Origin of the sequence: Psychrobacter sp. PL19 (assembly GCF_017875835.1) — a bacterium.
GTDB lineage: Bacteria > Pseudomonadota > Gammaproteobacteria > Pseudomonadales > Moraxellaceae > Psychrobacter.
In genome coordinates this window covers 3,050,166-3,070,808 of the sequence record NZ_JAGING010000001.1, presented here as the reverse complement: position 1 = coordinate 3,070,808, position 20,643 = coordinate 3,050,166, and the positions used below count along the sequence as shown (strand labels likewise).

Sequence of the window (20,643 nt, the reverse complement as noted above, 5' to 3'; positions counted from 1 at the left end):
TGTCTGCGTAGGCACAGCAAGCAAGAAGAACCTATGCCAGCAGTATGTTGTGTATCGATATCACTTTTCATTGACTATACTAGCTGGGTTAACAGTTTATTTCTAACTGTTGGTTTTAATTTACTGCCTCTAGTTTCCCGCTTTTAATTTCGGTTTTTAGTAGGCTTGATATACACTGAGTTAATGCTCTATTACAAGTTTCTTAACATAGGTCCCGTCCATGTCTGCACTTTTAACTTCCAGTCCTGTTAATCCTGATAGCCCTAATGGCAACGCCAGCCTAACCGAGTGGCTGGACTATATGCAGCAAATACATGTCACCGCCATAGATATGGGGTTATCACGAGTATTGCCAGTAGCCGAGTACTTAGGCGTGGTGCAATCGGCTAAAGATGAGGCTTATGTATTTACCGTAGCTGGCACCAATGGCAAAGGCTCTACCACCGCAGTTATCAGTGAAATGTGCCAGGCTGCGGGTTATAAAACGGCTTTATATCAGTCGCCGCATTTAAGCTGCTTTAATGAGCGAGTCCGTATTAATGGCGAAATGGTTAGTGACCAGACCTTGATTATAGCTTTTACCAAGGTAGAGATAGCACGTTTACAATGCGCTTTAACACTATCCTTCTTTGAGATGACGACATTGGCCGCGCTGCTCATATTTGCTGAAGCCGACTGTGATGTCTGGGTTTTAGAAGTGGGATTGGGTGGTCGCTTAGATGTGGTCAATATTATTGATTGTGATATGGCAGTGATTACTAATATTGGTATCGATCATGTCGATTGGTTGGGGGATAATGTTGAGGATATTGGTGCTGAAAAGGCCGGTATTTTACGTAACAATGTGCCTTTGATTTTTGGCGCTACCGATATGCCAAACAGCGTGCAGAAAATTATCATCACCCACAGTGTCAGCTGTTATCAAGTGCAGCGAGACTTTAATTACCGCCTGCTTGACGCGCAAACCTGGCAGTATAGTAATGCTGCCGTCACGCTACAGTTACCACGTCCTGCGCTATCATTGATGAATACGGCTAACGCTTTATCAGCGGTGCTGGCAAGTCCGCTTAATATCGATATTTCAGCTATTGAACACGCATTACAAACGGTGACGTTAGCAGGGCGCTTTGATTACCGAGAGAGTAAAGATCGTTGTTGGTTGTTTGATGTGGCGCATAACGAACAAGGGGTTGAGTTTTTATTGGCGCAGTTATTACCACTGTGGCAGGAGCACCTTAACCGTCAAACAAGTAATGTGACAACTACGGTTAGCTCTGATAATGTTAAGACAGCCAGGGTTAAAACCAGTAGGATCAAAATGTTGTTCTCGATGCTTGGTGATAAAGATATTGATAAGGTGGTACAGCGTTTAACGGAAGCTGGATTACCGATTACTGAGTGGTTTATTGCAGAAATTGACTATCCACGTGCGGCTAGCACTGAGCAATTACAGAATATTTTGGCGAAGCATGTTGATAAGAGTTGTGTACATGAATTTAGTAGTTTATCTCAGGCCACACAGGCGGTTATAAACGCCAGTCAGCCGCAAGATCTAATTCTAGTCTGTGGTTCTTTCCATACCATTGGTGAAGCGCTTGCAGCACTTGAAATATAATAGTTTATCTTAACAAAGAGTTAGCTTAATGTTAATTTTGACCACAGTGCGATAGCAGACAGCGTGAAAAATATGTTTTATAATCAAAGCGCTGTTATAAAAATAAGACAATACCTGACAACTGATGACGTTAGCGGTTGGCAATAATTACTGTTATGCTGATCAATCAGCCCTACTACCAACTAAGAGACGTAAACGGATGAACTTTTCGAGACAAGCCTTATTGGGCATTGGGATGATTATAGGTGGTAGCGTGATGCTGTACGCTATGGTGCAGCAAATTGGTGTGGATAATGACCCCCAACCAAAGCCGGCTATGGTGGACAAATCGTATACTGAACAAGCATCACCGCAGCCATTAACGACAGATATTGACACTGAAAAGCGTCTTTTGGCACAAAAGCAAAAAGAGCGTGCTGCGCGCGTGGCTGAGCAAGAAAAACGTGCTCAACAGTTTTTGACTGAGCAAGAAACCGCTGAGGCGCAAGCGTTGGCCAAAGCACGTGCTGAAAATCAGCAGTACATGGCAAACAGTGTTTCAACTGGTGGAGACAGCGACAGCCCAGAAGCAGCACAAAATGCTACTGCTGCTCCAAAAGTACAGCCAAGTACTGATAATTCAGCGACTACCACGCCAGCTGTGTCTGCTGCAAACTTGAGCGACAGCGACACGCAAAAAGCGGCACAGGCCCAAAAAAAAGAATCGCTGAGGCAGGTAGAACTTAAGAAACAAGCCGAAGCTAAGAAACTAGCAGACAGTAAGAAACAGGCCGAAGCCAAGAAACTAGCAGACAGTAAGAAACAAGCCGAAGCCAAAAAACAAGCGGACGCCAAGAAACAAGCCGACGCTAAGAAACAAGCCGACGCTAAGAAGCAGGCTGAAGCGCAAGCAACGGCTGAGCGCAAAAAACAGGCTGAAGAAAAATCAGCTACTGAAGCCGCTAAAAAAGAATCGCCCAAATCGTCTATAGATTACACCGTCAAAAGTGGTGACGGTCTATTAAGGCTGGCGCGCCAATACAATATGCCTGTTGAAGCCTTAGCACAAGCCAATGATATTGCACCGACTGCTGATTTACAGGTTGGGCAGGCATTGACTATTCCCTCCCGTAAGCAGGTCCAACGTTTAGAGCGTGAAGCGGCTACTGTTCAACAGGCGCGCGAAGATAAGCGTGATGCTAAGCAAAGGCTGCGCGAGGCACGTAAAGAAGTTAAAGAAACGGATGCCAAAGGCAGCTTTGGGGTACAGGTTGCTTTGGCGAACAATCAGGCGACTGCTGATGAGATGGCCAAAAAACTAAAATCAGCTGGCTATCAAGTCAAGACCAGCGCTACTAGTCGCGGTGTACGGGTCGTTGTTGGCCCTGAACGCGGTAAAGTCGCTGCATTAGCGTTAAAAGATCAAATTAATAGCGACCCTAAGGTCAATACTACCAGCGCTTGGGTGCTTTACTGGTAATAAGGTTGCTGTATAGTTAACGCTTCATTTAGACAGCATTATAACTTCTCAACTTTCCATTTTTTTGACTCTCAAAACACGACAGAGAATGTCGTGTTTTGTGGTTTATAGATTGCCGATTATGGCAAGCTTATATAAAGTGAGCACCATTTATTTTTTCTTCTGTATGACACGTTAGCCTATAGGGGTTGCCGTGTAGTGACTGGTTATTTAAAATGTGTCATGTGGCCATGATAGATACTCAGTCACTTTGATATTTTATAAGGTAAAACTATGTCGTTTGGTGTTATATTTTTAGTATTGGCTGTTGGGTTCTTAGGTTTAATTACGCTGCCAAAGTTAATACCGTTCTTCACTGCAAAGCGTCAAGCAGAGTCTAAAAATACTGATCCTACACCACAACCCGTTCGCGGTGATGATTTGGCTATTTGGCCATTTGCGCCTATGCCTATTATGACTGATACCGAAGTGCTGTTCTTTCATAAACTAAAAAATGCATTGCCAGAATATCATATCTTTGTCCAGGTCCAGCTGTCACGCATTATTGCAGCGAATAGTGATGAGACTTCTGAACGTAGCTTCTGGTTCAATCGTATCTGCCGACAAAGCGTAGATTATGTGGTGGTCGCGCAAGATGCGCAGACCTCACTGGTTGCTATTGAGCTTGATGACTGGACCCACAGTAGTAAATCTCGTCAAAAAGCCGATGATAAGAAAGACAAGGCCCTTGCTAGTGCCGGTATTCCCATCGTACGCTTTCATGCTGAGCGCATGCCTAGTGCTGACATGCTTAGGTATGAACTGATGCAGGTTATTGAGACTTATTAGAGTAAGTCACCTTTCAAGTAAACCATCCTGACCGGCATTGATTTCAGTTTGTATCGTTAAAATACCTTAAAAACGCGACGGTACTGCTGGTATAAGCTTTTTGTAGCCTCTGTCTGCGTAGGCACAGCAAGCAAGAAAAACTTATGCCAGCAGTAGGTTATGTATCGATATTACTTTTCATTGACTATAGGACAACTAAGGGCTCATAGGGTTCTTGATTAGACCTTTGAATAAAGTACAGCCCTTGTGGCAAGGTCGTTAAACTAGACAACACCTGAGTGGTATTTCTATGTTTATTATAAAAACTTCGCTGAGTAAACCATTCAATATAATGAGCTCGGCGTATATCTGTGAGGTTCGAAAAAGGAGTTATCGCTGCTTCAAGGTTATTAGTTAAATCTTTAATTTGGCTTTTATTTTGATTAGAAGTCTCTGACCTAGCATCGGAGCTTTGATTATTAGGCGTCGCCAACCAGCGGTCTATGGGTAAGCTAGGCTCAAGCCACTCAGGGTAACTGAAATCAGTTATGGCAATCGGCAAAAAAAATCGGCCCTTTATAACGGCATAGCGCTGATCAATTTTGACTTGGCCATGATTGTTGGTGTCTACCGATACGGTACGAAACTGTTTGGTTTGCATATGGGTCATCTTACGCTGCAAGTTATCATTGGAATTGATACCGACCCAATTGACGGGCGTAAATGGTGCTGAACCCATAAAAAACTTAATCGCTAACTCCCAGTGCTCGGTTATCTTCTCTTGATGATTGTATAAAACCAAATCTAGCTCACCAATGGTTTGTTTACCGCAGAATAACTGGACGTTACTCGCTAGCATTTCATAATGATGCAACTTACGCGCAAAACCATCTTCCAACCAAAACAATAATAGCCCTTCAAAATGAAAACCCAAACGATTGGGGCTGGGCCTTATTAGCAAATAGCGGGTTAGCTCTTGATAGGCATTAGTAGTGTCAAGCTCATTCAAACGTTCGTGATAGGCGGCATATTGTGCTCGCCAAAAGTTAGGGCTATGCACCGCAATCGTCGGATTAGTTTGATGTGGCGCAAAATCTAACCACTCAGTCAATACGTTTGGGCAGGCAAGGGCATATGCTAAGTCACGCACATAAGGTCGTTGATATTCTTCCCACGGTGTACTGTTTTTGAGAGTAGGAGAGGGCTGAGAGGTAGGCTCGAGCATAGGATGAACCAAAGTGAGTTGTAGAGGATTTACCCTAACGGCTCGTCTAGTAAAAGTCTAGCTATAGTAGGTATGTAGTGGCCAACTAATTTAGGACAGCTGATAAGAGGTTTTTGTTAAAGTATCGTTTTTCTTTCTATAGCGGTGTCAGGTAGTTGTTGAAAGTATAGGTTTTATATTTTTATATATTGACGATACCAACAATAATACCAACAATCATTTTTGATAATACTATTTTTCGGCTGTTTGCAGCTCATTGGATATTATTTTGTAATTGATTGTACTATTTGAGAGTTCGGTATTATTCAGTATTGTCATAGAGCTATTTACTCTTAGGTTCATTCTATATATTCGTTTATAAGAATACTAACTAAACAACACTATTTTTAGCTTGCAACTTTCTTGCATGAGGTCAAATTCTGAATAGGGGGTGACTTGTCACAAAACTACCTTGTACCTGAAAGAAACTATCCATCATTAGCATGAATTGCACCCGTGCGCGTACTGTTCCATAAACCCACCCTAACGTGTCCAACAACTCAATTTTAGCCGCGCTTAGCATGTGTAATAACTACCCCTTTTTATGGACTCCAAAAAATCCTTTTTTATAGTGTGCAAGTATTATATAAATCACCTCTTTTTATGGACTCTAATTATTATTGTGAATAGCCTTTTTATAGTGTAAAAAAACCCTGTAATTGGTGCTTACCTCGCGTGTGCGCGCGATACTTGTCTATAAACTAGATAAGCCTTTGTAGCTACTGGGTTTGCTAATAGTGTAATGATGAGGTTATGAGCTACTTAATGTCAGCATTATCGGAGTTTGAGTGTATGGTTTTGACAGGTTTTCAATGTAAGGTTTTATAAGGTTTTGACCGTTGGCGGTGTCGCTGTAAATGTTAAGTTTAGTTAAGTTCTTGGGCTTATCATCGGTGGGCAAAATGTACGGTTTTGTATGGTTCTTGATATGGGGTTTTATGGGGTTGTTGAGGCAATCTAAGGTAGATGATTGTAGATGATTTGATGGAGCAATCTTGCGTAGTGAGTGTTGCTAATATTGAAATAAAAGCGAGGTTTTGTGAGGTTCTACGCTTGCGGTGGTAAGCTTTATACTGCTTAAATGGCGTTGTAATGGCGTTGTAACGCTATAGGCTAATGATAGCGATGCTTTGCGCTATCGTCCCCTCTATCCATTTTTTGTGATCCGTATCGCTGGGTAAAGGTAATTTCATTTTATGACTATACTTTTTTACTGCCTGTAAACTGATTTGAACGTCAACATTGGTCAACATGTTGCACCTCATATCAAAGTAAACATTGTGGATCAATAAACCTTAGGGAAATCCTAGTGTTTTTGGACACTATAAAAAGGGCTGATTGGTGGGTTTTTCGGACTACTATAAAAAAAGGCAGACGATAAACGCCTACCTCTTAAAATAATAATTGAATACTGTTCAACGTCTAAGCGTCTAAGCAAGGTTCTGCTTTAGGGGTCAAAGTGATTTGTAAGCCCATGCCGTCAATAATCTTTAGCATGGTATCAAAACGCGGCTTTTCTGATCTCAACGTCTTATAAAGGCTTTCGCGTCTTATACCTGTCTTTTGTGCCAGCTCGTTCATTCCTTTTGCTTTTGCCACATCGTTTAAAGCTTGGATAAACTCGCTAGGCATACCATCAGTTAATATTTCGTTTAAATAAGCATTGATGAGAGTTTCATCTGTCAGGTATTCCGCCACATCAAATTGGCTAGTTTTAATATCAGTCATTAGGAAGCTCCTTTTCTTGATCCGTGACTTGCTGCCATAGTGTGCAAGCCTTAGTAATATCGTTTGGTTGGCTGTCTTTACTGCCTCCTATCAACAATAGATAGAGGGTATCTCCTTGCTGGGCATAATAGACACGGTAACCGTTACCTTTGAATATACGCATCTCATAGATACCGCCTGTGTCTGGCAGAAGCTTATGGTCACCAAAATTACCACCTTGCGCTCGCTTAATACGTGCTAATACACCAACTTTACCTAGTGGATCTTTCAGCTTATGCAGCCAGCGACTAAATTGTTCGGTTTGGTTAATGTCAATCATCATGGCAAATTATTAGAATACTTATGCTTGATTGTAAACTTTTGGATAATAGATAACAAGTTGTGATTGTGTTCGCTATTTTGTTTACCTTTGATCTATACAAAACTCTAGGCATAAAAAAGGCAGACGATGAACGCTTACCAATATAGTTTTATACCTCTAAAAACCTGCTAAAGTTGCCATAAGCCTTGTCATGTAAGGGCAGAACATCTTTAGCTCTGCCCATGCCAGTAGTAGGCAGTTGCATAGATGGATTGTTTGCAGTGGTTGGTTCGGTGTTGTGCGAGGTGTCACCAGTAAAAGGGATCACTGGTGTATTTTGCGTAGTTTGTAGCTCCATGACATACCGCTACGGTGTGTAACGGCTCATGGTTGCTATATTATGGGGTAGGGCTTAATAGAGGTTCTATAGTAAGGTAGTAATACTAGCGTTTAAAGATGGATTATTTTGGCTGTATGGTTTTGAATTATCCACTTTAGTAAGTTGAGCCATTGCATACATTACTCTATCTACAGTCTTGTATGCTTGGTGTGGCACTGTTTTTAAGTCATCGGCTGGCGTATCTGCTAGGCTTTCTAGTCGTTTATCGAGATTGTCATTATCAGCAATAAGCTGCACTACCTGCTCTTTAAGGTCGTTGATAAGTTGATTGCTTGTTTCTAGTTCGCCTTGCACTATTGTTTCAGGCTCTCCTTTTGCTGCCATCTCAAGAGTCTTATAGATACTATGCGCTTGTGATCCATAGCCATACTCATCTATTATAGATTATTCTTGTTTGGCTCTTTCCGCCGCACTTACGACATTAGTGTCTATTAGTTTAAATGATCTTATCCCGTCCTTAGGCTCTTTAGCTGTCACCATATCATCGCCAGTCACGCTATAATCTAGCGTCCTACCTTTCTCTAAAGGCAAGTTGAGCTTCTTTAAAAAGCCAATTTTCTGCAGTTCTTCTAAACTATAATAAAAGTCTATTTCAATAGGCTCGTAAAAATCTAAATCTAAATCTGCATCATCATCTTTTAGGCAATCATCATAAAAAAATTACAAAACATCATATAGTCGAGAAAGCCATCTTTTGCGATCTCATGAAATAGCGTACTGGTTTTATACTTACAATCAATATCGTTGTATGAGTAAATGCGGTAATGTTGATCTATGTAATATTCGTTTACTAGCTCATCAAAATTGTTATGCAGCAAAAAAGATATGATCTCTTTAATTGGCTCTCCTAGCTTATACGACATAAAACATAAGAAGTCTTTTGGTGATATATAGCAGTTCGCTTTCTCTATTGCTGCATCTAGTAATCCCACAATTCACACCCCTACACCCTTAAATCAAAGTAGGTGCAAGGCAGTGACAGCATAAGGGTGTGTGAACGGCTGGCTTTTGGGTAATTAGTCCTAGCCAGGCATAGTTGTTATAGCTAAGCCCTAACTTAGCTTTTGTGCTTGTTGCTTAAAGTTACCGTGTATGACGTTATCCAACTTGCCAGCGTAAGCATCATCAATGAAGTTTGCCCATTCGTTCATCATCTTGGTTCTGTAGGGTAAATGCTGCGCCCCGTTGTATGCCTTGCTGATCTTGTTCTCTTTTTCATGTGCCAGCTGTAGCTCTATGGCTTCGTGCATAAATTCTTGTTCGTGTAGGGTAGTGCTGGCAAGTCCACGAAAGCCGTGACCAGTCATACGCCCTTTATAGCCCATGCGCCATAGGGCAGTGATAAATGCGTTCATGCTGTATGGTTTACGGGTTGAGGTATTAAAGAAAACATACTTGTCCGAAAAGCCTAGTTGTTTGATTTGCTCTAAGAGTGCCATTGTTTGCGGTACTAACGGTACTAGATGCGGTCTATCCATTTTCATCTTGTCGGCTGGTATGCGCCATACTTTAGCTTGATAGTCTATTTCTGCCCACTCCATAAAGCGTAGTTCTTGCGTTCTCACAAACGTGTAGCACAAAAACCATAAGCCTAGCTTTATCAGTACATCACCATCATAGGCGTTAATGTCTTGTAGTAGCTTTGGTAATTGCTGGCTAGTGATACGACTATGGTGCTTTACCTTATGCGGTTTTAGCGCTTCGGTTAAGTCGTTGGCTGGGTTGGTATTGATTAAGCCCTCACGTATGGCTTGTTTGAATATCTGCCCTACTTGACGTATTGCACGCCTTGCCATATCACTAGCGCCCCTCGCTTCGATAGCTTTACCGATAGCCAAAACATCAGGAGCGGTTATGTCCTCTATATTCATGTTACCAATGAACGGCTTAATATCGCGTTGGTACTGTGAGTAATCACGGCTATAGGTAGTAGGGGCTATATGTGACTTGCGGTCATCATGCCAGCGCTGGGCTATGGTATTGAACGCCCGTGATCCGTCATTGTCAGCTTGTTGGCGTTTTTTATCGTCTTTGGGATTCACACCATCAGCTATTAATCTTTTGATTTCAATATTGCGCTGGCGTGCATTTTGTAAGCTCATTACTGGATAAGTGCCAATAGTGAGGGTTTGCTGTTTGCCTTGCCAGCGGTAGGCGCTGATCCATGACTTAACGCCCGTATAACGCACCCATAATTGCAGCCCGTTACCATCGCTATGTTTATCAGGTCGTTTTGTATCAATAGAGGTGGGGCTAGGAGTTAGCTTGTTGATACCTGTATGGGTTAGGGGTATGGGTCTATCCTTTGTTGGTATTGTCCATGTTGGTACTGCTCAATACCAACAATAATACCAACATTCTATATAGAACGCCATACACCTATAAGGCAGTGAAAACCCAAAAAACGCCCAAAATAAAGGGCAGACAGTCAATGACGGTCTACCCTATATCTATGTTTGGTCGGAACGGCAGGATTTGAACCTGCGACCCCTACACCCCCAGTGTAGTGCGCTACCAGACTGCGCTACGCCCCGAATGCCTGACTATTCTACGCAAAATCTTGCATATTGCAAGAGTTAATTATTTCTCGAATCTGCAAATAGATTTTACTGACAACAATCAGTCCAGTTTACTACTAATTAACCTTAACCCAATAACTCTTTTAGGATTTGATTCACCTGTTGTGGGTTGGCACTACCGCGGCTGGCTTTCATCACTTGCCCGACCAGACCGTTAAAGGCTTTTTCCTTACCACCACGATACTCTTCAACCATAGCTTCATTGTTGGCAATCACATCTTCAACGATAGCTTTAATAGCGCCGGTATCAGTTTCTTGTTTGAGACCCTTGGCTTCGATGATTTGATCCGCGGCATCCTCGGCATCACCAAATTCGCGCTCATATAACGCGCTAAAAGCTTTTTTAGCCAGCTTACCTGATAGTGTGTCATCAAAGAGTCGTTTGAGCATACCGGCTAATTGCTTAGCGCTAATAGGAGAGGTTGTAATGTCTTTATCGTCTTTATTCAGCGCACCCAACAAGTCACCCATGACCCAGTTAGCAGCAATCTTGGCGTGTTGCTGACCGACTTCGCTAACCACAGCTTCAAAATAATCAGCCAGCTGACGGCTACCAGTCAAGATACGCGCGTCATATTCAGATAGCTCAAGCTCGATCTCTAAGCGCGCACGGCGTGCCACTGGTAGTTCAGGCATTGTTGCTCTAATGGTATCAACGGTATGTTGCTCAATACGCACTGGTAGCAAGTCAGGGTCAGGGAAGTAACGATAGTCGTTGGCTTCTTCCTTGCTACGCATGGCGCGGGTCTCGTCTTGCTCTGGATCATAAAGCATCGTCGCTTGTACGACTTTACCACCTTCCTCGATAATATCAATCTGACGTTCGATTTCACGGTTGATAGCGCGTTCGATATTGCGGAATGAGTTTAGGTTTTTGAGCTCAGTACGAGTACCCAGTGGCGTACCAGGTTTGCGTATGGAGACGTTACAGTCACAACGGAACGAACCTTCCGCCATGATGGCATCAGAGATACCCAGCCAGGTGACCAGCTGATGAATGGCTTTGATATAAGCAAGTGCTTCATGAGCTGAGCGCATATCAGGCTCTGAGACAATCTCAATCAGCGGCGTGCCAGCGCGGTTGAGGTCCACGCCGGTCATACCATCGACCGCATCGTGGACAGACTTGCCCGCATCTTCTTCTAAGTGAGCGCGTGTGATGCCCATACGTTTAGGGTATTCGTTGTTATCACCTTCATTAACTACCACATCAATATGGCCACGACCAACGATAGGGTTGGCCATTTGGGTGATTTGATAGCCTTTTGGTAAGTCAGGGTAAAAGTAGTTTTTACGGTCAAAGGTATTGAATAGTCCAAGTTCAGCATCAACGCCCATCCCAAATTTTAGCGCGCGTTCTACTACGCCACTATTGAGGACAGGTAAGACACCAGGCAGACCTAAATCCACGATGCTGGCTTGGGTATTGGGCTCATGGCCGAAGTCGATTGGCGCGCTTGAAAAGATCTTACTGTCGGTATTGAGCTGACAGTGAACCTCAATGCCAATGACCACTTCATAGCCATCGACCAATAGCTCTGAACGCAAAGCCTCAGGGCGTACAGTATTTTCATGGACGGTGCTGTTATCAGTTGCTGTATTCATTATACCGTCTCCTTAGCGATGGCAGAGTGTTGTAAATGATGATCGGTATGCTGCTGGAACAGATGCGCGGTAGTCAGCAGTTGGCTCTCTTGCCAATGCTGTCCGATCAACTGGAGACCAACAGGCAACCCTTCAGAGGTCAGGCCAACTGGTTGGCTGAGCGCAGGCAAACCGGCTAAGTTAACCCCAATGGTATAAACGTCGCCCAGATACATGGTGGCGGGATCTAAGTTGTCGCTAAGTTTATAAGCGGCGGTTGGTGCCGTTGGGCTGGCAATCACATCACAGTTGGCAAAAGCGTCATCGAAGTCTTTGATGATTAAGCGGCGTACTTTTTGAGCTTTAATATAGTAAGCATCAAAATAACCGGCTGATAGAGCATAAGTCCCCATCAAGATCCGGCGTTGTACTTCAGGGCCAAAGCCTTCAGAGCGTGAGCGCGTGTATAAGTCGATTAAGTCCTTTGGATTTTCACAGCGATAACCAAAACGCACGCCATCGAAGCGCGATAAGTTTGAAGAGGCTTCGGCGGGTGCTAGCATATAGTAAGTCGCCAGGGTGATTTCAGGGTCAGTGATATTCACTTCGACAATCGTCGCACCAAGTTCCTCATACTTATGTAATGCCGCGCGCACCACCTTATCGACTTCGGCATTTAGTCCCTTACCGAAATACTCTTTGGCAATTCCGATACGCAGACCTGCGAATGGCTTATCGCCTGCTTGCGCTTCGGCATCGTTGATATCTTGCACGTAGTCGGGGATGTCGTATTTAATACAAGTGGCATCGCGTGGGTCATGGCCGACCATAGGCTGTAATAGATAAGCGCAATCTTTGGCGCTACGACCTAGGCTGCCGGCTTGATCCAGACTTGAGGCATAGGCAATCATACCAAAACGCGAGACTCGGCCATAAGTAGGCTTAATACCGGTCAAACCACAAAACGAAGCGGGCTGACGAATAGAGCCACCAGTATCACTAGCGGTCGCAACTGGAATAAATCCTGCTGCTACTGCTGATGCGCTACCACCGGATGAGCCGCCAGGCACGCGCTCAAGATTCCATGGATTCTGCACTGTGCCATAATAAGAGCTGCTATTGTCTGAGCCCATCGCGAACTCATCCATATTGAGCTTGCCGAGACTAATCATGCCGGCCCTAGCAATATTGGTCACAATAGTCGCGTCATAAGGTGAGACAAAATTATGCAGCATTTTAGAGCCGCAGGTGGTCAGTACGCCTTGGGTACAAAAGATATCTTTATGCGCCATCGGCACGCCAAGTAGTGGACGCTTATCGCCTTGCGCACGCATCTCATCTGCTGCCTGCGCTTGTGCACGCGCGGTCTCAGAAGTATGGGTAATAAAGCTATTAATCTTGCTATCTAAAGCGTCAATACGCTTGATATAGTGTTCGGTCAGCTCAAGGCTACTAAATTGTTGGTCTTGTAAGCCCGTAATCAGCTGCTGGGTACTTAATAGATGAAGTTCAGACATAAGGGGTCGTCCGTCAAAATGTTAACTGCATAAAATAAAATAAAGCTAAATAAAATCAGTTGGTCAGTCGAAGTTTTTAAGCGAAAAGCTATTCAATAACTTGCGGTACTAGGTATAAGCCTTGCTCAACGGCTGGCGCGACCGATTGATTGCGTTCACGATTGATATCATGCTTGGCAACATCCGCACGCAAGTCTTGGCAGGCTTCATGAATATTAGCCAACGGGGTTAAATCTGTGGTATCTACGGCTGCTAAGGTATTCATTAAGTTTAAAATCTTGCTGATATCATTGGCGTAGCTGTCAGCTGTATTTTCGTCAATACCCAACCGCGCTAGGCTGGCAACTTCTAGGATTTCGTGGCGGCTGACGCTACTGTCAGTCGTTGACGGTTGCTCGGACATATTTGACATTGTTTCTCCAGGGAAGGACAGTGTTTGTTAAAATAAGCGCCTGTTAATAGTCCTCAATACGCTTATAGATTTAATGGTAAATATAATTAGGGTTTTGAGCTTGTATTATTAATAAGGTACTGAGCTTGTTTTATTGAGAGTAGGGATCATTATTGCGGCCTACTTGATAAGCGCTATTGCTATTGAGGCAGTGCTTTTACTTTTAGTAGGCGCTAAAATAACAATGAGTACTTTTTATCAGTGTTTTTATCATAATCAGTGACACATTATAAAGCATCTGAACCAAGTTTACAGAGCATGCGGCTTGATTGCTGCCCAATCTCAGTTAAGATAGGTGAGTTTGCTATAATGACGGTATAGTTGTTGATTTATTATTAATCGTTTACCTATTAAGCCATGAAATACGTTACAGTGACCGAGAAACGCTAAGCAAAAATCCTGTACGAATGTGAAGCCTTGTTATTTGTTTGTTAAAACCGCACTTGCTGTCGTTTCAAACGTCGTAACAAATTCTATCACTTAAGATTAAAATCCTTGCTTACTAATGTAAATATCTATGTTTTTTTTGAGCTAAATCGGTATAATTTAGGCCGATTTCATTGTTTCATTGTTTTTTTAGTTCTGACGGGTTGCGACGATAAGTTTTCGCTACAGTCAATACTCAACGACGACCTACTCGACACTGACGAGTAGCCCCTCAGTCACCTCATTCGCCTCATTTGTAAGACGCTGGATATATTAGTCATGAACCTGTTTGGATTTTTATCAAATAATATCGCAATCGACCTCGGTACTGCTAACACCCTAATCTTTATTCCTAATAAAGGTGTGGTGCTCAACGAGCCAACAGTGGTCGCCCTACGCAGTAATCGCACGCAAAACCCTACGGTAGCGGCGGTTGGTATTGATGCCAAGCAAATGCTTGGGCGTACTCCTGCCAACATTACGGCCATTCGTCCACTAAAAGACGGGGTGATCGCTGACTTTGAAGTAACACAAAAGATGCTCAAGCATTTTATTGGAAAAGTGAAGGCTAAGCGCTTCATGGCCCAGCCTAATGTGGTGGTCTGTGTGCCATGCAAGTCAACCTTAGTTGAGCGTAAAGCCATTCGTGAGGCAGTGTCATCAGCAGGTGCTAGCAAAGTTCTCTTACTAGAAGAACCGATGGCAGCGGCGATTGGTGCCGGCATGCCGGTCCATGAAGCCAGTGGCTCTATGGTCGTCGATATCGGTGGCGGTACCACTGAGATTGCTGTAATCGCATTGTCAGGCTGTGTTTATGCAGAATCAATTCGTATCGGTGGCGATATATTTGATGAAGCCATCATCACTCATGTACGTCGTACTCACGGTTGTGTGATTGGTGAAACCACTGCTGAGCGTATCAAACAAGAGGTAGGCTCAGCGCTTAATGAAGATAACTCGCTAGAAGTGGAAGTTCGTGGTCGTAGCATGGCAGAAGGGGTTCCTAAGACCTTCACGGTCAATTCTGAAGAAATTCAAAAAGCGCTGAGCGATCCCTTAAGCGGTATCATTAGTGCGATAAAAGTAGCTCTTGAACAAACGCCACCTGAACTGTCGTCGGATATTGCTGAACGTGGCATTGTCTTAACTGGTGGTGGTGCGTTACTGCGTGACCTAGACAAGCTGATCTCAAAAGAGACTGGTTTGCCAGTGACTGTCGCTGAAGACCCACTAACTTGTGTCAGTCGTGGCGGCGGTATTGCGCTTGATTTTATTAATAATAAAAGCCTGAATATGATTTTTGTATAAGTATTCTAGATAAACACTCTAGATAGTATATTTCTAAATGGGTAATGCTGGTTAACTTGACTTGGCTTATTTAACACCAGAGCCACAGGCAGCCAAAGCCAATAGAGCTGCCTGTTATAGTATCAAAAAATGGTAATAATAAGGCGCATTGAGACACAGTATATGGTCGCCGACAGTTAACTTTTTTGTAGCCAGTACTGTGTTCTGATCAAATTAGAACTGCTAAATTAGAACTGCTAAATTAGACTCCTTATGACTCCAAGTATTTTTGTACGCCAGCCGCTCTCACTTCGTAAGACTGCTATTGTATTAATAATAGCCTTGATACTGATGTGGTTTGACAGCAAAAATCCAGAATGGTTCCAACCGGTTCGCAATATTAGCCATGCCGCTATGCAGCCTATTTATGAGCTGTCTTTATTACCGAGTTATGCTCAACATTGGGCAAGTGATAGCATGCAATCAAAAGAAACGCTGCGCCGCGAAAATGTACGATTAAAGTCGCAAGTGATTCACGCGCAAGCCAAGCTACAGCAGCAAGATTATATTTTGGCTCAAAACGCGCGCTTGCAAGGTATTTTATCAACCACTAAGCCTGAACAATTTGAGCTCAATTTGGCCCAAGTTATCGGTACCGATACCAGTCTGCTCAAGCAAATCGTCGTGCTTAATAAAGGCGCACAAGATGGGGTAGAAGTTGGGCAGACAGTCATTGATGAAGATGGTATTTTGGGACAAATTATTAATGTTTATCCTAATACCAGTCGTTTATTGCTGATTACTGACGAGCAACAGTCGGTTGCAGTGACTGTTAAGCGTACGGGCCAACGTGCTATTGTCACTGGTGAAGGTATACCGACGTCATTGCGTCTTAACTATGTGTTCAAAACCTCAGATGTGCGGGTCGGTGATGAGCTGATTTCCTCAGGTCTTGGGGGGCGTATTCCAGCAGGTTATCGAGTCGGTCGCATTACCTATATCAATGACACGCAAGCAGATAATTTTAGAACGATCAAAGTGTCGCCAGCGGCTAATTTTGTTGATAATTCTTACGTATTAATTTTACAAGATAAGACAGTAAGTGCGGATAGTGAGTTATCGTCATTAATGTCCACCGACAAGACCAGCACTGATACAACGAGTACTGATATTGTCACTATAGCGCCGCGCTTGCACTCAGCAGGATAACCACTGAGTCCTTATCCGTTACTGCTTATCCTACTCATCGCTAAATAAACGTTAAAGCAGTCGCCGCTACATACTCGTTAAGGTCAGCATTCATGGTGCATTCCAACTCTGAGCACTCAACTGGCTTGTTGCTGTTCGCAATTATCCTAAGTTTCGTGGTTTCTTCATCACTCAATGTCTATCCATTAAGTCCAAATATGGCCACCCTGCGCCCGATGGTGATGATTATGGTGCTGATCTTTTGGTTACTGTTTCAGCCGCGTTATGTTGGTATCTTTACCGCCTTTACTATAGGTCTTATTGCAGACTTACTAATGGACACGCGATTAGGGCATCAAGCCTTTGCCGCTGTAGTGGTCGCGTTGGTAACTAAAATAAGCAGCACTTATATTAAGCAATTGGACACCTCTGCGGCATGGCTAATAGCAACACTAGGATTATTAGTGTTTCAGCTGAACCTATGGATATTACAGCTGATCACCCAAAATACATTGGTAGCTCAGTCAGGGGCATCCTTAATAATGAGCATTATTAGCTGGCCTTTGGTGCTATTAATTTTACGCAAATTTATTTATTAGATGGTTCAGCAACCACTGCAATACCTATTGTAAGCACTACTTGAATAAAAATTACGGGCTATTTTATACTTTTTGAGTAGCTGGCTAACTGTCAAAGCGTCTGACATCGCAAACCCTATATAACGTAACAATACAAGAGAATAGCGATGGATATTATTTTGGCTTCTGGTTCACCGCGGCGTCGCGAGTTACTCACTAGTGCACAGCTGGATTTTAGTATCATGAGTGTTGACGCCGATGAAACCCCTCTCTATGGCGAGCTACCAAAAGATTATATCGAACGTATGGTCGCCAGCAAAGCTGCAGCGGCTATCGAACAGCTAAATACCAGTTCTAAAAGTGAAAGCACTGAATTATCTACATTTTCTACCTCGTTTAATAAGTCATTTATAATGCTAACTGCCGATACCATCGGTGTCTTACCGGATGGCCGAACGGTATTGACCAAACCAATAGATCGCCATCATGCCTACAGTATGTGGCAGGAAATGTCTGATAACACTCACCAAGTATGGACCGCCGTACAAGCGACGCTAATAACACCAATTGACGATTTTAATAACAGTGCGGGGCAGAATGCCACTGATCTTATTAATAGCTGGGATACTAATAGCCATGTTGCAGAAACCTTTAGAGCCCTATGGCAGCAGCAAATTATTGAGCGCACTGAAGTAACCTTTGTGCCATTAACAGTGGATATGATGACAGACTATTGGAACAGCGGTGAACCTGCTGATAAAGCGGGTGGTTATGGCATCCAAGGCTTAGCCGCCGCATGGGTCACTCGGATCAATGGTAGCTATACCAATGTGGTCGGGTTGCCTTTAGCGCAAACACTGGCCTTAATCAAAGAAGCGAGTGCCGTGGTTATAAGTTAGATAGTAACAATAGGGTAACTGCGCAGCTGCCTGCACATAATGACACGCTAGGGTAATGGGCAGGGTCGAGTCGCATTTGCTACACTGTAAGAATAGAAAACGATTAACTCCTAATAAGAAAGCTGAGCGATAAGAGAAGAGACCCTATGTCTGAAGAGCTGCTGATCAATATCAGTCCAATGGAATCCCGTGTCGCAGTTTTAGATAATGGTGTGCTGGGTGAAATTTATATTGAACGCCATCATAAGCTAGGCTTAGTTGGCAATATTTATTTGGGCACGGTAGTACGCGTCCTGCCAGGAATGCAAGCTGCCTTTGTCGATATTGGCCAATCACGGACGGCATTTTTGCATGTTAATGATATGCAGCGAGCGCCACGTCAACCAGTAGCGGCCACTAATAAATCTGAAGATAAGACTGATAAAAACGCCATTACTGACAACGATGAGAACAATGCTGCCATACCTGCTACTAATTTGGCAGTGACGCCGCCAGTGGTCAGCCCGCAAAGCACCACTATAGTACCCACCGCCAGCAAACTTCTGATTCAACATCGCCTGCACGAAAGCCAACGTATTTTAGTACAAGTGACCAAGGACCAGTTGGGCAGTAAAGGCGCACGTCTGACTACCAATGTTTCCTTACCTTCACGCTATCTGGTTTATTTGCCTTCTAGTGATCATATCGGTATTTCCCAACGTATTGATAGCGAAGAAGAGCGCACGCGTCTAAAGACCGAACTTACTAGCCTGATGCAAACGGTTAACCTGCAAGGTGGTCTTATCGCCCGCACTGCTGCTGAGCGTGTACCAGTAGATAAGTTAGAGGAAGATGTTTATTATTTATTGCAATTGTGGCGTACTATTCGCGCGCGCAAGCAGGAAATGAAACACAATCAAAGCTCAGAGTTAATCTATCAAGAGCTTTCCTTGCCGCTACGATCTATTCGCGACCTAGTACATGAGGGCACCGAAAAGGTCATTATCGATAACGCTCAGATATATGAGAAAGTCAGGACTTTTGCCAAAGAATTCGTACCTTTCGTTTATGATCGTATCGTTCACTATACCGCTGAGCAGGCGTTATTTGATGTGCACCGAGTTGAAGAAGACTTGCGGGATGCGCTAAAACGCCGCGTTGATCTGAAGTCTGGTGGCTATCTGATTATCGATCAAACTGAAGCCATGACTACCATTGATGTCAATACTGGCTCTTTCGTCGGTGGTCGCTCATTAGAAGATACCGTTTATAAGACTAATCTAGAGGCCACTCATGCTATAGCACGGCAGCTGCGCTTGCGCAATTTAGGCGGTATTATAATCCTAGATTTTATCGACATGCTTGAGCAGCAGCATAAAGACGATGTACTCGAGAGCTTACAGTCTCAGCTAACGCAAGACTATGCTAAAAGTAATATCACTCAAGTTAGTGAGTTGGGCTTGGTAGAAATGACTCGCAAACGTACTCGAGAGTCGCTAGGGCAGCAATTGTGCGAGCCGTGTTCAACCTGTCAAGGTCGCGGTTTTGTCAAAACGGCTGAGACTGTTTGCTTTGAGATTTTTCGCGAAATCATGCGCTGCGCCCGTACTTACAATTCACCCAAGAAGTTCACTGTGGTCGCGCATGCGGCGGTTATTGACCTACTATTGACTTCGGAAGCAGACACGGTAGCCGATCTTGAATATCTACTGGGGCGGGTGATCACTTTTGATGTAGAAAATCTTTATACTCAAGAACAATACGATATTGTCTTAGATTAAGGCACTACCTAATATTAAGTTATCTGTACTTACTGAGTTCATAAGTTAAAATTAATACTGTAAAGTAAATGTAGATCAATCAAGAATGGCTGAAATAAAATCGATAAGTTTTGTTGATAGATAGCCCCTAAAGTGCTCTGATATTACTCTTGCAATTAACAAAATACTCTGTATAATGTATACCACTGATTTATATGCGCGCGGCCAATTAAAAAGCTGGCGCCATGACAGCTAGAGCATCGTTTCTAGCACTATTTCATTATGCCCTTGCTGCTTTCCAATAAATGGGAGAGACGGCGGGGCTTTAAACTATTTTGCTTTTAGCACGCTACTGGTTCTGTTAAAGAACAGCTTCTGATTAAGAACAGCAGGCCGCTCGAAGTAAATATTTAACCAAACGGCTTTTGGTCATCCACTTGCAAAGCAAGAATGACGAAAGCACATATTAGGAGCTTGCTGGCATGGCTAACCAGAGAATCCGTATCCGTCTCAAGTCTTTTGATCATCGTCTGATTGATCAATCTGCACAAGAGATCGTTGATACTGCAAAGCGCACCGGTGCGCAAGTTTGTGGTCCTGTACCGTTGCCGACTCGTATTGAGCGTTTCAACGTTCTAACCTCGCCACACGTCAATAAAGATGCTCGTGACCAGTACGAAATCCGTACTCACAAGCGTATGGTTGATATTGTTCAGCCTACTGACAAAACTGTGGACGCGTTAATGAAGTTAGACTTAGCGGCGGGCGTAGACGTTCAGATTGCTTTGGGTTAATGCACATTAAACGCCCAATCCATTAAT

The 20,643-nt window shown here is 43.5% G+C and carries 18 protein-coding genes and 1 tRNA gene; 9 read left to right on the top strand and 10 right to left on the bottom strand.

Features of this window, described 5'->3' with window-relative positions; translation table 11 throughout:
- The first annotated feature begins 220 nt into the window (after positions 1–220).
- The 3 genes from H4W00_RS12295 (at position 221) to H4W00_RS12285 (ending at position 3,902) form a co-directional block, all read left to right on the top strand.
- The gene (locus H4W00_RS12295; protein ID WP_209958654.1) at positions 221–1,615 is read left to right on the top strand and encodes a bifunctional folylpolyglutamate synthase/dihydrofolate synthase; all 1,395 of its coding nucleotides are present in this window, start codon (positions 221–223) and stop codon (positions 1,613–1,615) included.
- Positions 1,616–1,814: 199 nt separating this feature from the next.
- A complete protein-coding gene (locus H4W00_RS12290) occupies positions 1,815–3,074 on the top strand; it encodes an SPOR domain-containing protein (protein WP_209958652.1) in 1,260 nt (419 codons plus the stop codon).
- Positions 3,075–3,347: 273 nt separating this feature from the next.
- Positions 3,348–3,902 carry a DUF2726 domain-containing protein gene (locus H4W00_RS12285; RefSeq protein ID WP_209958650.1) on the top strand — a complete coding sequence of 185 codons (555 nt, stop codon included), beginning with the start codon at positions 3,348–3,350 and terminating at the stop codon, positions 3,900–3,902.
- 184 nt (positions 3,903–4,086) lie between these two features.
- Here the strand turns inward: H4W00_RS12285 and H4W00_RS12280 are convergent, their stop codons facing one another.
- The 10 genes from H4W00_RS12280 to gatC all read right to left on the bottom strand — a co-directional run bounded on the left by H4W00_RS12280 (position 4,087) and on the right by gatC (position 13,657).
- Complete coding sequence (locus H4W00_RS12280) at positions 4,087–5,106, bottom strand: DUF1853 family protein (RefSeq protein WP_209958647.1); 1,020 nt, start codon at positions 5,104–5,106, stop codon at positions 4,087–4,089.
- Between the two features lie 1,461 nt (positions 5,107–6,567).
- Entirely contained in the window at positions 6,568–6,873 is a 306-nt protein-coding gene (locus H4W00_RS12275; RefSeq protein ID WP_209958645.1) for an addiction module antidote protein, read from the bottom strand.
- A complete protein-coding gene (locus tag H4W00_RS12270; protein ID WP_334684970.1) occupies positions 6,866–7,195 on the bottom strand; it encodes a type II toxin-antitoxin system RelE/ParE family toxin in 330 nt (109 codons plus the stop codon). Before H4W00_RS12270 ends, H4W00_RS12275 begins: the two co-directional genes overlap by 8 nt.
- A gap of 148 nt (positions 7,196–7,343) precedes the next feature.
- Positions 7,344–7,532 (bottom strand): hypothetical protein, encoded by a 189-nt coding sequence (locus tag H4W00_RS12265; RefSeq protein ID WP_209958644.1) that lies wholly within the window; start codon positions 7,530–7,532, stop codon positions 7,344–7,346.
- 66 nt (positions 7,533–7,598) lie between these two features.
- On the bottom strand, positions 7,599–7,898 hold the full coding sequence (locus H4W00_RS12260) for a hypothetical protein (protein ID WP_209958641.1): 300 nt from the start codon (positions 7,896–7,898) through the stop codon (positions 7,599–7,601).
- A 728-nt stretch (positions 7,899–8,626) separates the two neighbouring features.
- Positions 8,627–9,868, bottom strand: a complete 1,242-nt coding sequence (locus H4W00_RS12255) for a tyrosine-type recombinase/integrase (RefSeq protein ID WP_209959240.1) — start codon at positions 9,866–9,868, stop codon at positions 8,627–8,629.
- Positions 9,869–10,031: 163 nt separating this feature from the next.
- Positions 10,032–10,108 (bottom strand) — tRNA-Pro (locus tag H4W00_RS12250).
- A 111-nt stretch (positions 10,109–10,219) separates the two neighbouring features.
- Positions 10,220–11,758 (bottom strand): Asp-tRNA(Asn)/Glu-tRNA(Gln) amidotransferase subunit GatB, encoded by a 1,539-nt coding sequence (gatB, locus tag H4W00_RS12245; protein ID WP_209958639.1) that lies wholly within the window; start codon positions 11,756–11,758, stop codon positions 10,220–10,222.
- The gene (gatA, locus tag H4W00_RS12240; RefSeq protein ID WP_209958637.1) at positions 11,758–13,254 is read right to left on the bottom strand and encodes an Asp-tRNA(Asn)/Glu-tRNA(Gln) amidotransferase subunit GatA; all 1,497 of its coding nucleotides are present in this window, start codon (positions 13,252–13,254) and stop codon (positions 11,758–11,760) included. The genes gatB and gatA overlap by 1 nt, the downstream gene beginning before the upstream one ends.
- Positions 13,255–13,342: 88 nt before the next feature.
- Complete coding sequence (gene gatC / locus H4W00_RS12235) at positions 13,343–13,657, bottom strand: Asp-tRNA(Asn)/Glu-tRNA(Gln) amidotransferase subunit GatC (RefSeq protein ID WP_209959238.1); 315 nt, start codon at positions 13,655–13,657, stop codon at positions 13,343–13,345.
- Positions 13,658–14,401: 744 nt separating this feature from the next.
- Here gatC and H4W00_RS12230 point away from each other — a divergent pair.
- From H4W00_RS12230 to rpsJ, 6 genes are all read left to right on the top strand, one after another.
- Positions 14,402–15,439 carry a rod shape-determining protein gene (locus H4W00_RS12230; protein WP_209959236.1) on the top strand — a complete coding sequence of 346 codons (1,038 nt, stop codon included), beginning with the start codon at positions 14,402–14,404 and terminating at the stop codon, positions 15,437–15,439.
- A gap of 252 nt (positions 15,440–15,691) precedes the next feature.
- The gene (mreC, locus tag H4W00_RS12225; RefSeq protein ID WP_209958634.1) at positions 15,692–16,627 is read left to right on the top strand and encodes a rod shape-determining protein MreC; all 936 of its coding nucleotides are present in this window, start codon (positions 15,692–15,694) and stop codon (positions 16,625–16,627) included.
- A 92-nt stretch (positions 16,628–16,719) separates the two neighbouring features.
- Entirely contained in the window at positions 16,720–17,205 is a 486-nt protein-coding gene (gene mreD / locus H4W00_RS12220) for a rod shape-determining protein MreD (protein ID WP_209958632.1), read from the top strand.
- Between the two features lie 146 nt (positions 17,206–17,351).
- Positions 17,352–18,083 (top strand): Maf family protein, encoded by a 732-nt coding sequence (locus tag H4W00_RS12215; protein WP_209958629.1) that lies wholly within the window; start codon positions 17,352–17,354, stop codon positions 18,081–18,083.
- A 146-nt stretch (positions 18,084–18,229) separates the two neighbouring features.
- The gene (locus H4W00_RS12210) at positions 18,230–19,843 is read left to right on the top strand and encodes an Rne/Rng family ribonuclease (RefSeq protein ID WP_209958627.1); all 1,614 of its coding nucleotides are present in this window, start codon (positions 18,230–18,232) and stop codon (positions 19,841–19,843) included.
- A gap of 461 nt (positions 19,844–20,304) precedes the next feature.
- Positions 20,305–20,616 carry a 30S ribosomal protein S10 gene (gene rpsJ / locus H4W00_RS12205; RefSeq protein WP_010196670.1) on the top strand — a complete coding sequence of 104 codons (312 nt, stop codon included), beginning with the start codon at positions 20,305–20,307 and terminating at the stop codon, positions 20,614–20,616.
- Positions 20,617–20,643 lie beyond the last annotated feature (27 nt).